Below are 13,119 nucleotides of genomic sequence, written 5' to 3'. Positions count from 1 at the left end.
TGGGCGGAACGCCGGATCGATGACCCGATGTGGCCAGGCGGTCATCCAAGGGGCGCACGGGTTCGAACGAGGGTTATCAGCGGCACCGAAAAGGGGGCCGCCAGACTCGCGAGAAGGACTCAGCGATGTCATTACCGCATCATCTCAAGGCAGCCGCGCTGCTCACCGTGGGCGCGGCGCTCGCCGCCGGGGGCCTGTCCGGCCTCGGGTCCGGCGCCGCGACGGCGTCCAGCCACCGGGAGGCGCCGCTCATCTCCGGGCAGCCGCAGTACGACAACACCGACGTCTACGCGTTCGTCAGCCCGGACCGGCCCGACACCACGACGCTGGTGGCGAACTTCCTGCCGTTCGAGGAACCGGCGGGCGGGCCCAACTTCTACAAGTTCGCCCAGGACGCGCGGTACGAGATCAACGTCGACAACGACGGCGACTCGCTGCCCGAGTTCACCTACCGGTTCAGCTTCCGGGACTCCTACCGCAACCCCAACACGTTCCTCTACAACACCGGCCCGGTACGGAGCCTGGACGACCCCAACCTCAACTTCCGCCAGACCTACGACCTGACGCTGATCCAGCGCAAGGGCGGGAAGGTCACCGACACGCGCACGCTGGCGAACGACGTGCCGGTCGCGCCGTCCAACGTCGGGCGGGCGTCGATGCCCGACTACCGGACGCTGCGCCAGCAGGCGACCCGGGGGCTGCCGGACGGCGCGCGCGTGTTCGCCGGGCAGGCCGACGACCCGTTCTTCCTCGACCTGCGCGTCTTCGACCTGCTGTACGGCGCGAACCTGAAGGAGGTCGGCAATGACACGCTGCGCGGCTACGACGTCCAGTCGGTGGCACTGCAGATCCCGACGAAGGCGCTCGTCACACCGGGCCAGCCCATCGTCGGGGTGTACTCGGCGGTGCAGCGGCAGAACGCGGCCGGCGAGTGGACGCAGGTGTCACGACTGGGCAATCCGCTGGTGAACGAGCTGGTCGTCCCGGTGAAGGACAAGGACAGGTTCAACGCGTCCGTGCCGTGGAACGACGCGCAGTTCGCGCAGTACGTCACGAACCCCGAGCTGGCGCGGCTGATCGAGGGCGTCCACAACATCCCGGCGCCGCCGACGCCGCGCAACGACCTCGTGCAGGTGTTCCTCACGGGGGTGCCGAAGCTCAACCAGCCGCCGAACGTCCGTCCGGCGGAGCTGATGCGGCTCAACACCTCGATCCCGCCCGCGGCGAGCCCCAAGCGGCTCGGCGTGCTGGACGGGGACGCCGCCGGGTATCCGAACGGGCGCCGGCTCACCGACGACACCGTCGACATCTCGCTCCAGGTCGTGGAGGGCGAGCTGCTCGGCCGCAAGACCGATCTCGGTGACCGGGTCGACGCGAACGACGTGCCGCTCGACAAGGCGTTCCCGTACGTGGCGCTGCCGACGTCCGGGTCCACCGTGCAGAAGGCGCCGCGGCAGGAGAGCGTGCGCAAGGCGTCCGCCGGCCTCGACGCCGCGCCCGCCGCGGGCACCGAGCACACCGGCGGCGACGGCGCGCCGATCGTCCCGGTCCTCGCGCTCGGCGTCGGTGCGGCGTTCCTGGTCGGGGGCGGCACGCTGTGGTTCCGGCGCCGCCGGGGCCCCGTCCTCTGACGCACCGGATCGCAAGGCCCGGCCGCTCCCCCGCACCGGCCGGGCCCTCCGGGGCACCCCAAGGAGCTCTCATGACACACGCACTCACGCGGCGCCTGCTTCCGGTCGGGCTGGTGGCGGCGCTGGCCGCCGGCCTCACCGCGGGCGCGGCGATCCGGATCCAACGCCCGGCCCCCGCGGCGGGCGCCCAGGCCGGGCCGGTCGCGGCCGGGGCGCCCGCCGCGACGCTCGCCGGCTCGATCGCCCGGCTCCAGCGGCACCTGCGCGAGCAGCCGCGCGACGCGTCCAGCTGGGCGGCGCTCGGGCTGGGCTACGTGGAGCGGGCGCGGGTCACCGCCGACCCGTCCCTCTACCCGGAGGCGTCCGACGCCCTGGACCGCTCGCTGCGCTTACGTCCGGACGGCAACGACGCCGCCCTCGCCGGACGCGCCGCGCTCGCCGCCGCCCGGCACGACTTCCCCACGGCGCTGGCGGAGGCCGACCGCGCCCTGGCCGTCAACCCCTACGGGGCGCGCGCACTGGCCGTGCGGGTGGACGCGCTGGTCGAGCTGGGCCGCTACCCGGACGCGCTGAAGGCCGCCGAGCACGCCGACGCGACCGCGCCGGGCATCCCGGTGTTCACCCGGCTCGCCTACGTCCGCGAACTCCACGGCCGGACGGGCGAGGCGCGGCGCGTGCTGCGGCTCGCGGCGGCCTCGGCGACCGACCGGGGCGACATCGCCTACGTCCGGACGCAGCTCGGCGACCTCGCCTGGAACGGCGGCGACGCGCGCGCCGCCGGACGCGAGTTCGCCGCCGCGCTCCGCGCCGACCCGACCGACCTCGGCGCGCTGGACGGGCGGGCCCGGGTGCGGGCGGCGACCGGCGACCTCGCCGGGGCGGCGCGCGACCAGGAGGCCCTGGTCGCCCGGTCCCCGCTACCCGCGCGGCTGACCTGGCTCGGCGAGCTGCGCGAGTCCGCGGGGCGCCGGGACGAGGCCGCCCCCCAGTACGCGGCCGCCTCGGCGTGGGGCGCGCTCGCCTGGGCGAACGGGGTCACGCCCGACCTGGAGACGGCGCTGTTCGAGGCCGACCACGGCGACCCGGCGAAGGCGGTGCGCGCGGCGCGGGCCGAGTGGGGGCGGCGCCGCAGCGTCCACGTCGCCGACGCCCTCGGCTGGGCCCTGCACGCCGCCGGGCGCGACGCCGAGGCCCTCGGCTACGCCCGGCGGGCCGCCGCGACGGGGTACCGCAACGCCGCGTTCCTCTACCACCGGGGCATGATCGAGCGGTCGCTCGGGCAGCGGGCGCCGGCGCGCCGCGACCTCGGGGCGGCGCTGCGACTCAACCCGTCCTTCTCGCCGCTGCACGCGCCCCGCGCCCGCGCCGCGCTCGCCTCCCTCGGGGGCGCCCCGTGATCGCGCTCGTCCTCGCGGCCGGGCTCGCCGCGCCGGCGGGGCATCCGCTGGGCAACTTCTCGGTGAACCGCTACGACGGGCTGGTCGTCGCGCCGCACGAGCTGCGGATCGACCACGTCCAGGATCTGGCGGAGATCCCGGCGACGCAGGTCCTGCACGGGAGCACGGACCTGCGCGGCTGGGCCCGGAGCGAGTGCGCGCGCTCGGCGGCGGCGTTCCGGATCACCGCGGACGGGCGGCCGGTCGCGGCGGTGGTCCGCGCGGCGTCGGCGTCCGCGCGGCCCGGGCAGGCGGGGCTGCGGACGCTGCGGCTGGAGTGCGCGGTCAGCGCGCCGTTCGGCGGCAGCAGGCTCGGGTTCCGCGACACCGGCGACGGGGGCCGCCCCGGCTGGCGCGAGGTGACGGCGGTGGGCGACCGCATGACGCTGACCTCGTCGGACGTGCCGCGCGAGTCGCCGACGGCGCGGCTGACCCGCTACCCGCGCGACCTTCTCGGCTCGCCGTCGGACCGCCGCGCGGCGACGGCCGAGGTGCGGCCGGGGGGCCCGCCGCTGCCCGCGTCCGCGCCCGCGGCCGCCGGGCCCGGGGTCGCGGGACGCGGCGCCGACCCGCTCACCCGCGCCTACACCGGCCTGGTCGCGCGCCACCGCCTCACCCCGGGCTTCGCCGTGTTCGCGCTGCTCGCGGCCGTCGTCCTCGGGGCCGCGCACGCGCTCGCGCCCGGCCACGGCAAGACGATCATGGCGGCGCAGGCCGCCGGGCAGGGCCGCCGCTCCCGCCGGGACGTGCTGGCCCTGGGGCTCACGGTCACGGTCACACACACCGCCGGGGTCCTCGCGCTGGGCCTGCTCGCGGCGACCGGCGCGTCCCTCGGGGCGCCGCAGCTGCTGCCGTGGCTCGGCGCGGGGGCCGGAGCCCTCGTCGTGGCGGCCGGTGTCTCGCTCCTGCGGCGCGCCCTGCGCCGCCCGCGCCACCACGGACATGGGCACGGACACGGACATGGGCACGGGCACGGCCACGGGCACGGGCATGAGGGGGGAAGGCGGGGGATGGTGCTGGTGGGGTTCGCCGGAGGGCTGATGCCCAGCCCGTCCGCGGTCGTCGTGCTGCTCGGCGCGCACGCGCTGGGGCACGCCTGGTTCGGGGTGCTGCTCGTCCTCGCCTACGGGGCGGGGCTGGCGCTCATGCTGGTGGCGGTCGGGATGCTGGTCACCGGGACGGGGCGGCTGCTGGCGCGGCGGCTGCCGCCGCTGCCGGTCCTCGCGCCGCGCCTGCTGCCCGTCGTGACGGCGGCGCTGGTCGTGCTGCTGGGGGTGGGGCTGACAGCGCGAAGCCTGGCGCCACTGGTGTGACGCCAGGCTCCCGCGCGGATCATGCGCCCTTGCCCCAGACATAGGCCCCGGCGCCCATCAGGAGGAGGCTCGCCCAGCTGAACACGGCGCGGACGGTGTTCCAGGCCGTCCAGCGCCCGGAGTAGTCCGACCAGATCTCGGCGGCCTCGCGGGTCCCGGACGGGATCCTGACGGCGTCCAGGTCGTTGTTCATCGGGATGTTCACCGCGAAGCTCGGCACCAGCGCGCCGACGACGTAGACGGCGGCGGCCGCGAAGAACAGGATCGCCGCCGACTTCTGCCCGAGCGACATCAGCAGGACCCCCGCGACGACCGCGAGGACGGGCAGCAGCATGAACGCGCCGACGAACAGCGGGTTCTGGATCTTCTGGTTGATCGTCTGCATCGCGTTGATCGCCGAGGACGGCCTGGCGGCGTTCAGGCCCGGCATCACGCCGCAGGAGAAGACGAAGAACGCGCCGGCCATCCCGGAGGCCATCAGGATGGACAGGGCCGCCGAGGCCGCCGTGAGGGAGAATTTCATGGTCGCTCCGTTGGTTCGTTCGGGGTGGGGTTCAGGTCCGGGGGTTCGGTTCCGGCGGGGGTCAGTTCCAGATGCCGCTGGCGGCGGTCTCGGCGGCGTACTCGGCGAAGTCCCGGGGCTCGCGCCCGAGGGCCCGCCGCACACCGTCGGCGGTGGGGGTGTTCCGGCCGTCCAGAACCGTCGAGAAAAGGTAGGTCAGAAAAGCGACCACCTCGGCCGGGAGGCCGTGCTCGGTGAGCGCGGCGGCGTAGTCGTCGGTGCTCACCGGCACGTAGGCGACCTCGCGCCCGGCCGCGCGTCCGATCTCGGCGACCGCCTCGCCGAAGGTGAGCGCCCGGGGGCCGGTCACCTCGTAGACCTCGCCGTGGTGCCCGTCCCGGGTGAGCGCCGCGACCGCCACGTCCGCGACGTCGTCCAGGTGGACGAACGGCTCGGGCACCTCCCCCGCCGGCAGCACGACCTCGCCCGCCTGGACCGGCTCCAGCAGGTAGTCCTCGCTGAAGTTCTGCGCGAACCAGCTCGACCGGACGATCGTCCACTCCAGGCCCGAGTCCTGGACGATCCGCTCGCAGGCCTGCGCCTCGTCCTCGCCCCGGCCGGAGAGCAGGACCACCCGCCGGACCCCGGCCTCGACCGCCGCCGCCGTGAACCCGCGGATCGCGTCGGGCGCGCCGGGGACCGCGAGGTCGGGGTAGAAGACGAGGTAGACGCGCTCGACGCCGCGCAGGACGGGCGCCCAGGTGGAGCCGTCCTCCCAGTCGAAGGCCGGGGCCGCCGAGCGGGAGCCCATCCGCACCGGGACGTCCAGGGCCTCAAGGCGCTCGACGACGCGCCGCCCGGTCTTGCCGGTGCCGCCGAGGACGAGCGTCAGGCCGCTCTCGACGGGTGCCGTGCTGGTGTTTTCGCCGGTGTTTCCGCTGGTGTTCTCGCTGTTCGTCATGGCTAAGAGTCAACCGGGGTGCGACCTCCGAGAACATCGTCGAGAAGCTCGTCCGCATACGCGAGCGTCTACGCTGGCGCCATGGACGCCCTCACCGACCTGCTCGACGGCCCCCGCGCACGCGGTGCGTTCATGCTGCGCTGCGTGCTCGACCCGCCGTGGTCCGTGCGGATCCAGGACGAGGCGCCGCTGACGCTGGTCGCGATGGTCCGCGACGAGGCGTGGGTGATCCCCGACGAGGGCGGTCCCGAGCACGTCCGCCCCGGCGACGTGGTGATCATCCGCGGGCCGGCCCCGTACGTCGTCGCCGACGATCGCGGCACCGCGCCGCAGATCGTCATCCACCCGGGCCAGCACTGCACCACCCCGGACGGCACGAGCCTGTCGGAGGCGATGGACCTCGGCGTGCGGGCCTGGGGCAACGCGCCCGACGGCCGCACGGAGATGCTGGTCGGCACCTACCAGATGCGGGGCGCGGTCACCCAGCGGCTGCTGGCGGCGCTCCCGGCGCTCGCGGTCGTGCGGGGCGACACGTGGGAGTCGCCGCTGGTGGGGCTGCTCGGCGAGGAGATCGGCAGGGACGAGCCGGGCCAGGAGGTCGTCCTCGACCGGCTGCTGGACCTGCTGCTCATCGGGACGCTGCGCGCGTGGTTCTCGCGGCCGCGCGCCGAGAAGCCCGGCTGGTACCGGGCGCACGGCGACGCGGTGGTCGGCCCGGCGCTGCGGCTGCTGCACGACGACCTGTCGCACCCGTGGACGGTCGCGGACCTCGCCGCCCGGGTCGGGGTGTCCCGGGCGGCGCTCGCGCAGCGGTTCGGGAAGCTGGTGGGCGAGCCGCCGATGGCGTACCTGACCGGCGTCCGCCTCGCCCAGGCGGCCGACCTGCTGCGCGAGAGCGAGGCGACGCTGGAGTCGGTCGCGCGGCAGGTCGGCTACGGCAACGCGTTCGCGCTCAGCACCGCGTTCAAGCGCGAGCGCGGCGTCAGCCCGCAGGAATACCGGACCTCGCCGGAGCACCGGCCCGCCGCGCCCGCCCGCTGACCCGGCGGGCGAGCGGGTAGAGCAGGGCGGCCCCGGCCAGCAGGATGAGCCCGGTCGGGATCCACTCGTGCGACCCCGACGGCGCGTACACGCGGCTCGCGCGCCCGACGTCGATGGCGGGCACCCGCTCCCCCGCCGCCAGGTCGCCGCGTCCGGCGCCGTACATCGTCGTCTCCCGCGCGCCGCCGCCGCCCGCGGGCGTGAACGTGCCGTACCAGGAGCACGCCTCGTGCCCGGGATGGCTGACGCACGACACACGCGCGGCGGTGAACGCGCCGGGCGCGCCGTCGCCGCGCGCCGCCCGCCAGACCGGCTTCACGTTCGGGACCGTGAAGAACAGCAGGAGGAGCGCGGCGGCGGTCGCGACCGTGACCGTGAACCCGGACGGGGCCCGGCGGGGCGGCGCGCCGCACTCCCCCGGGCCCGCCTCCCGGACGGCCGTCATGCGCGGGCGACCGCGCAGTCGCAGGAGCGGGCGCCGCCCGGCCCGGCCGCCGCCGCGTCCCGCCGGTGCAGCAGCATCGCGACCACCATCGGGGCGAACACGACCGCGTTGTAGAACAGGTGCAGCTCCACGCGCGGGACGAGCAGCTGGATGATGCTCGTCGGCACGGCGCGGCCGCCGATGTTGTGGCCGCTCTGCGCCTGGATCAGCAGGAGCAGGTGCTCGAAGTGGTGCCACACCTGGATGCCGAGGGCGATGTTCCACCACGTCCGCGACCGTCCGGAGAAGCCGGGGCGCAGCAGGATGAACGCCACCAGCATCACCACCGCGAAGCCGTAGTGGAGCCCCTCGGACTTGATCAGCCACGGGAACCACTGCCCGAGGATCCCCCGCGACTCCGGGACGGGCCGGCCGAGCACCCAGATCTGGTACGCCTGCACGAGGTGCTCGGCCCAGTGGCCGAGGACGATCAGGAAGAACACGTTGAGGCCGGTCCGGTGACCGCCCGCGTTGAGGCGGGTCATCCAGGTGGGCCGGTGGGCGATGGCGGCCATGGGCTACTCCTCGCTACCGCGGCGGCGCGGCGGGGGACCACGATCTTTGTGTAACGCTGTTATGGCTTCCATCTTGGGCCACCCGGGGGCCCAGGTCACGCGGACGGCCGGATCCGGCCTGACGGACGACCCGGAATCACCGCTCCCCCGACGTGCTGGCACGCCGAAGGCCCGCGCGGGCCTTCGGCGTGCCAGGGCCTTCCGGCCGGATCACGCCTGGTGGCGCAGCGTCGGTTCGGCGCGGACGACCGTGTCGTCGGCGGCCGCCGGGATGAAGGGGACCACGAACGCGTAGTCGGCGAGGACGGACTCGGGGACCTCGCCCGACTCGCCGAACGCGGCGATCTCGCCCCAGCAGGGCGAGCCGAGCGAGCCGCTGCGGTGCCGGACCGACAGGCCCGCGCACAGGTTGGCGAACCGGAGCCGCTCGGCGAGCGGGAGGCCGGCGAGGGTGGCGAACACGAACCCGGCGGCGAACACGTCGCCCGCGCCGGTCGCGTCCAGCGCCTGGACCGGCAGCGCGCCGGTCTCGGCGCGCTCCCCCGTCCGCGCGTCGAGGGCGATGGCGCCGTCGCCGCCGCGCTTGACCACCACGACCGGGACCCGCGCGGACAGCGCGCGCGCCGCCTCCTCCGGTGTCGCGGTGCGGGTGTAGGCCATCGCCTCGGCCGCGTTCGGCAGGAACACGTCGACGTGGGCGAGCCGGTCGAGGACCTCGGTGGACCAGGCGCCGGTCGGGTCCCAGCCGAGGTCGGCGAACACGAGCGCTCCGCGGTCGCGCATCGCGGGGGCCCAGGCGGGCACCGGGCGGTCGACGTCGACGAAGCACGCCCGCGCGGCCGGCGGCGCGGCGCCCATAGACTCGTCCACCGCCGCGGGAAGGGGCCGCGCGTAGGTGACCATGCTGCGGTCGGAGTCGTAGGCCATCGACACCGTCACCGGCGTCGGCCATCCGGGGACGCGGCGCGACAGCGCGAGGTCGACGCCCTCCTGCTCCGCGAGCGTGCGCCACAGGTAGGAGCCGAACAGGTCGTCGCCGAACGGCGCCGCCAGCCCGACGCGCAGGCCGAGCCTGCTCATCGCGACCGCGATGTTGGCGGCGCCGCCGGGCGCCGAGCCGAGCCCGTCGGTGACGATCTCGGTGCCGGGCGGCGGCAGGCCCGGCAGCCCGGTGAAGATCATGTCCATGAAGACCCGGCCGGACAGGAACACGTCCAGGGCGGGGCCGGCGGCGTCCGCCGCGGCGTGCAGGCGCTCGCCCGCCGGCTCCCGCCCGGCGCAGGGATCGGTGAGGGGCGGCTCGGGCGGCCGGCCCGGAACGGTCTGCGTCACGGTGCCCCCCCGGCGTGGTTGGAACGTTCTCGCGGACGATAACCGCCGCCTCCGACAGAACGCACCCGGCGCCGTGCGACGCGACCGGATCGCCGCCTCCCCCGCGGCGGCTATCTCGGCGTGTACAGGCGGACGTCGTCCACCCGGGCGCTCCCCTCGTAGAAGTTCATGTGCGGGTCGCCGATCATGAAGTGGTCGGGGTAGGCGGACCCGGCGGGCCAGGTGTCGCGGTCGACGAGCGTGCCGCCGGGGCCCTTCCACGTCCAGTCGGCGTTGTAGCGGCCGTCGTACTCGGAGGGCTTCTGGTTGTAGTGCCAGATCGGCTCGCCGTCCTGGACGAACGACCGGGTGTACCGGAAGGTCGCCTTCCCCACGTGCGCGAAGTTGCCCGACATCTCCATCGTGTACGCGCCGTTCCGCCGCTCGACCGCGAACCGGTAGGGCTCCTTGGGCAGCAGCTCCGGCTTGAGGTCGACGGTGGAGACGATCGCGCCGCCCTTGGCGAGCCCGCACCGGCTCTCCATCAGGTACTCCGTGCCCGGCGTCGTCGGGTAGCGGCGGTCGTCGGTCATGAAGATGGCGTTGACGCCGTTGCCCGTCCCGGCGGAGTAGGGCTCGTACTGCCCGGTCGCCGGGTTGCAGTACCGCAGGCCCGCGCCGGTGTACTTGTAGCGGTTGTAGCCGTCCATGGCGACCTTGCGGTGCCCGTGGATGAACACGTTGTTGTGCGGCGCCACCCGCCCGTAGTCCATGATCGACATGTAGTAGAAGCCGTTGGAGTCGGTGCGGACGTCCGCCCACTGGCACTCGGGACGGCCGAAGTCGCCGCCCGAGGCCCACGGGAAGTTCGTCTTGCAGCCCTCCGGCGAGTAGCCGTTGACCCGGCCGTCGGGGTAGTCCCACGATCCGCCCCGCTGCCCGCCGAAGTCGAGGCCGCGCAGCGTCATCTCCACCCGGTACTCGGCGGGCAGCGCCCGCGTCGAGCGGATGACGACGCCCGCCTGGTGGCTCGGCTCGTCCAGCCGCGCGACGCCGCCGCGCGAGGTGAGCGTGGGCGGCGCGTCCGGCCGGCCGTCGCCGTCGGCGTCGCGGGCGGCGAGTTCGGCGGTGAGCCAGCCGCGCTTGCCGAAGGTGAACGACTTGCGGTAGGTGCTCATCTTGGCGAGCTGCGTCCGGAACGCCGGCCCCCCGACCGTGTCGAAGAAGGCGCCGTCGTTGTCGTACATGTCGACGTTGTAAGGACTTGACGGACCGTCGCCGTCGGGCTTCCAGGGCACCTTGGCGTCGTCCAGGTGCCGGTCGAAGGACTCGGCGTCCAGCAGCCGCCACCCCGCCGGGACGGGCGGCGCCGCCCCCGCGCGGGCCGCTCCCGCGAACGCCATGGGCATGACCAGGGGAAGCGCCAGTGCCAGCGCGCCCCTCACGATTGCTCTCATCTCGACCCCTCCGCGCCGCGCCTCCCGCGCGGCGCTCCGCCGGACATCGGGTGATCATCGGTGACGGTAGGTCGAGGCGTCGGCGAACGCCATGGCAAAACCCGCCAAAGTGGTATTGACCAGTCGCAACAACCGGACATATCGTGTGCCCGAACAGGAACAGCGCATCCGGGAGGTGACCAGGTTGCGATCCGCCGGTGAGCCCCGGAACGGGAACACGAAACGGCAGGCGGTGCGCCGCCGCCTGCTGGCGATGCTGGACGGGATGGACGTCGGCGACGCCCTTCCGTCCGAGCGCCGGCTGGCCGCCGACCTGGGCGTCTCCCGGCCGACGTTGCGGCAGGCCATCGACGGCCTCGTCGCCGAGGGCCTGCTCGACCGGCGGCACGGGAGCGGAACCTATGTGTCCGAACCCCGGATCGCCGTGCCGCTGACCATGACCTCCTTCACCGAGGACATGATCAGGAGAGGGATGCGGCCGGGCGGCCGGGTCCTGTCGTTCCGCACAGAGGCCGCGGGGGCGCGGATCGGCAGGCGCCTGGCCATGTCACCGTTGGAAGAGGTATTTACCATTCGGCGGCTCCGGCTCGCCGACGAGGCCACGATGGCGATCGAGACCCTCTACATGCCCCGGGCGCTGATGCCCGGCCTGCGCAGGCAGGACCTGGAGGGCCGGTCGTTCTACGAACTGCTCCGGGGCAACGGCGTCGAGATCGCCTCGGGCACCGAGACGATCGAGCCGACCGTCACCACCGAGGAGGAGGCGGCGGAACTCGGCGTGCCGGTGCATACACCGGCGTTCCTGTTCGAGCGGGTGACCAGGGACGCCGAAGGCCGGCCCCTGGAATACGTCCGGTCGCTGTACCGCGGCGACCGCTACCGCCTGGAACTCGATCTCACACCACCGTCGCACTGACCGGAGTCCCGGCGGCGACCCGCCCCGGAACCCGACCGTCCAACCGCGCTGACGGGGGCGACAGCGCACGACCCCACCCCCGAGAAGTGAGGCGATTCACCCATGGACGTCATCAAGGACATCCTCACCTTCCTGGCCGACAACGTGTTCGGCCAGGTGCCCATCCTCATCGGGCTCATCACGCTCATCGGGCTGCTGCTCCAGCGCAAGCGGTTCGAGGACGTGTTCGCCGGCGCGCTGCGCGCGACGATCGGCGTGGTGATCCTGTTCATCGGCGTCGACGTCTTCACCGGCGGGCTGACCAGCTTCCAGACCGTGCTGGCCAGCGCGATGGGCACGACGCCGCCGAAGGCCGACCACACGCTCACGCAGTTCCTGACCGACCAGGGCGGGACGATCGCGCTGGTCATCACCGTCGCGTTCCTCGTGCACGTGCTGGTCGTGCGGCTCTTCCCGGCGGCCCGGTACCTGTACCTGACCGGGCACCTGATGTTCTGGGTGAGCACGGTGACGGTCGCGTCGCTGGTTACGATCGCGCCGGGCCAGGACCAGCTCACGCTGGTGCTGTGCGGCGCCGGGTTCGTCGCCGCGTACTGGACCGTCCAGCCGCTGTGGATGCGGCCGCTGATGCGCCGCGTCATGCCCGACGACCGGTTCGGGTACGCGCACACCAGTTCGCTGTCCTGCCTGATCACCGGCTACGCGGCGCGGCCGCTCGGCAGCCGGGAGAAGCACGACACCGAGAAGCTGAAGCTGCCCCGCCAGCTCTCGTTCTTCAAGGACGTCAACGTCAGCACGGCGCTGATCATCTCGGTGATCATGCTGGTGGCGGTCGCGTTCGCCGAGGACGCCGTGGTGGGCAAGGCCTCCGCCGAGATGGACCCCAAGCTGTCCTCGTGGGTGTGGGCGCTGCTGGTCGGCCTGCGGTTCGCGGGCGGCATCGCGATCCTGCTGTTCGGCGTGCGGATGTTCCTGGGCGAGATCGTCCCGGCGTTCAAGGGGTTCAGCGACAAGGTGATCCCCGGCACCCGTCCCGCGCTGGACGCGCCGACCGTCTTCCCCGTCGCGCCGACCGCGGTGATGCTCGGCTTCGTGGCCTCCACCGGCGTGTTCCTGGTCTGCCTCGCGGTCTTCGCCGCGGCCGGCTGGTTCACGCTCGCCCCGCCCATGATCATGCTGTTCTTCGTCGGCGGCGCCGCCGGGCTGTTCGGCAACGTCGTGGCGGGCTGGCGCGGGGCGGTGCTCGGCGGCGTGATCTCGGGGCTGATCCTCGCGATCGGGCAGTCGGTCACCTGGGGCCTGTACGAGCGGACCGCGCCCGAGCTCGCCACCCTCGCCGACCCCGACTGGTACGCGATCGGGTGGCTGCTCAAGGCCGTGGACCCGGTCGTCGGCGACGGGTCGATCTGGCTGGTGCCCGCCGTGGCGCTGGTCGCGATGACCGCGACCCTGCTCGTCCTCGGGCGGGCCGAGAAGCGCAGGGCCGTCGCCGAGGGCGCGGCCCCCGGCGGGGACAAGGCGCCCGCGAACGCCTGAGAGACGGAAGGAACGG

The 13,119-nt window shown here is 74.1% G+C and carries 12 protein-coding genes; 6 read left to right on the top strand and 6 right to left on the bottom strand.

The window, feature by feature from the left end; all coding sequences use genetic code 11:
• The first annotated feature begins 125 nt into the window (after nucleotides 1-125).
• The 3 genes from GNZ18_RS11425 to GNZ18_RS11415 all read left to right on the top strand — a co-directional run bounded on the left by GNZ18_RS11425 (nucleotide 126) and on the right by GNZ18_RS11415 (nucleotide 4,380).
• Nucleotides 126-1,631: a DUF4331 domain-containing protein gene (locus GNZ18_RS11425; protein ID WP_156216306.1), complete on the top strand. Its 1,506-nt coding sequence runs from the start codon at nucleotides 126-128 to the stop codon at nucleotides 1,629-1,631.
• Nucleotides 1,632-1,702: 71 nt separating this feature from the next.
• Complete coding sequence (locus GNZ18_RS11420) at nucleotides 1,703-3,028, top strand: tetratricopeptide repeat protein (RefSeq protein WP_156216305.1); 1,326 nt, start codon at nucleotides 1,703-1,705, stop codon at nucleotides 3,026-3,028.
• Complete coding sequence (locus tag GNZ18_RS11415; protein ID WP_216651246.1) at nucleotides 3,025-4,380, top strand: sulfite exporter TauE/SafE family protein; 1,356 nt, start codon at nucleotides 3,025-3,027, stop codon at nucleotides 4,378-4,380. Before GNZ18_RS11420 ends, GNZ18_RS11415 begins: the two co-directional genes overlap by 4 nt.
• Nucleotides 4,381-4,399: 19 nt before the next feature.
• On the opposite strand, the gene GNZ18_RS11410 is transcribed toward GNZ18_RS11415, so the two are convergent.
• Nucleotides 4,400-4,903: an anthrone oxygenase family protein gene (locus GNZ18_RS11410; RefSeq protein ID WP_156216304.1), complete on the bottom strand. Its 504-nt coding sequence runs from the start codon at nucleotides 4,901-4,903 to the stop codon at nucleotides 4,400-4,402.
• Between the two features lie 61 nt (nucleotides 4,904-4,964).
• On the bottom strand, nucleotides 4,965-5,843 hold the full coding sequence (locus GNZ18_RS11405) for an NAD(P)H-binding protein (RefSeq protein ID WP_156216303.1): 879 nt from the start codon (nucleotides 5,841-5,843) through the stop codon (nucleotides 4,965-4,967).
• A gap of 81 nt (nucleotides 5,844-5,924) precedes the next feature.
• Here GNZ18_RS11405 and GNZ18_RS11400 point away from each other — a divergent pair, with 81 nt between their 5' ends.
• Entirely contained in the window at nucleotides 5,925-6,884 is a 960-nt protein-coding gene (locus tag GNZ18_RS11400) for an AraC family transcriptional regulator (protein ID WP_156216302.1), read from the top strand.
• Here GNZ18_RS11400 and GNZ18_RS11395 read toward each other — a convergent pair.
• The 4 genes from GNZ18_RS11395 to GNZ18_RS11380 form a co-directional block, all read right to left on the bottom strand.
• Complete coding sequence (locus GNZ18_RS11395; RefSeq protein ID WP_156216301.1) at nucleotides 6,826-7,329, bottom strand: hypothetical protein; 504 nt, start codon at nucleotides 7,327-7,329, stop codon at nucleotides 6,826-6,828. The two genes, GNZ18_RS11400 and GNZ18_RS11395, sit on opposite strands and share 59 nt — an antisense overlap.
• A complete protein-coding gene (locus tag GNZ18_RS11390; RefSeq protein ID WP_246249716.1) occupies nucleotides 7,326-7,883 on the bottom strand; it encodes a hypothetical protein in 558 nt (185 codons plus the stop codon). Before GNZ18_RS11390 ends, GNZ18_RS11395 begins: the two co-directional genes overlap by 4 nt.
• A gap of 210 nt (nucleotides 7,884-8,093) precedes the next feature.
• Complete coding sequence (locus tag GNZ18_RS11385) at nucleotides 8,094-9,215, bottom strand: carbohydrate kinase family protein (protein WP_312874434.1); 1,122 nt, start codon at nucleotides 9,213-9,215, stop codon at nucleotides 8,094-8,096.
• A 110-nt stretch (nucleotides 9,216-9,325) separates the two neighbouring features.
• Complete coding sequence (locus tag GNZ18_RS11380) at nucleotides 9,326-10,651, bottom strand: hypothetical protein (RefSeq protein ID WP_156216300.1); 1,326 nt, start codon at nucleotides 10,649-10,651, stop codon at nucleotides 9,326-9,328.
• 175 nt (nucleotides 10,652-10,826) lie between these two features.
• Between GNZ18_RS11380 and GNZ18_RS11375 the strand changes: the two genes are divergently transcribed.
• Together GNZ18_RS11375 and ulaA are read left to right on the top strand one after the other, a co-directional pair.
• Entirely contained in the window at nucleotides 10,827-11,567 is a 741-nt protein-coding gene (locus tag GNZ18_RS11375; RefSeq protein WP_312874433.1) for a GntR family transcriptional regulator, read from the top strand.
• A 102-nt stretch (nucleotides 11,568-11,669) separates the two neighbouring features.
• Nucleotides 11,670-13,103 (top strand): PTS ascorbate transporter subunit IIC, encoded by a 1,434-nt coding sequence (gene ulaA, locus GNZ18_RS11370; protein ID WP_156216298.1) that lies wholly within the window; start codon nucleotides 11,670-11,672, stop codon nucleotides 13,101-13,103.
• The last annotated feature ends 16 nt before the right edge of the window (nucleotides 13,104-13,119 follow it).

Origin of the sequence: Actinomadura litoris (assembly GCF_009733595.1) — a bacterium.
In the GTDB taxonomy this organism is placed as follows: Bacteria; Actinomycetota; Actinomycetes; order Streptosporangiales; family Streptosporangiaceae; genus Spirillospora; species Spirillospora litoris.
Note: the sequence above shows the minus strand (reverse complement) of the source record. Positions and strands in the feature narration are given on the sequence as shown.

Excerpts from the sequence above, each read along its gene's own strand:
- GNZ18_RS11425 (WP_156216306.1), top strand. The coding sequence starts at position 126 with ATGTCATTACCGCATCATCTCAAGGCAGCCGCGCTGCTCACCGTGGGC.
- GNZ18_RS11420 (WP_156216305.1), top strand. The coding sequence starts at position 1,703 with ATGACACACGCACTCACGCGGCGCCTGCTTCCGGTCGGGCTGGTGGCG.
- GNZ18_RS11410 (WP_156216304.1), bottom strand. The coding sequence starts at position 4,903 with ATGAAATTCTCCCTCACGGCGGCCTCGGCGGCCCTGTCCATCCTGATG.
- GNZ18_RS11405 (WP_156216303.1), bottom strand. The coding sequence starts at position 5,843 with ATGACGAACAGCGAGAACACCAGCGGAAACACCGGCGAAAACACCAGC.
- GNZ18_RS11400 (WP_156216302.1), top strand. The coding sequence starts at position 5,925 with ATGGACGCCCTCACCGACCTGCTCGACGGCCCCCGCGCACGCGGTGCG.
- GNZ18_RS11395 (WP_156216301.1), bottom strand. The coding sequence starts at position 7,329 with ATGACGGCCGTCCGGGAGGCGGGCCCGGGGGAGTGCGGCGCGCCGCCC.
- GNZ18_RS11390 (WP_246249716.1), bottom strand. The coding sequence starts at position 7,883 with ATGGCCGCCATCGCCCACCGGCCCACCTGGATGACCCGCCTCAACGCG.
- GNZ18_RS11380 (WP_156216300.1), bottom strand. The coding sequence starts at position 10,651 with ATGAGAGCAATCGTGAGGGGCGCGCTGGCACTGGCGCTTCCCCTGGTC.
- ulaA (WP_156216298.1), top strand. The coding sequence starts at position 11,670 with ATGGACGTCATCAAGGACATCCTCACCTTCCTGGCCGACAACGTGTTC.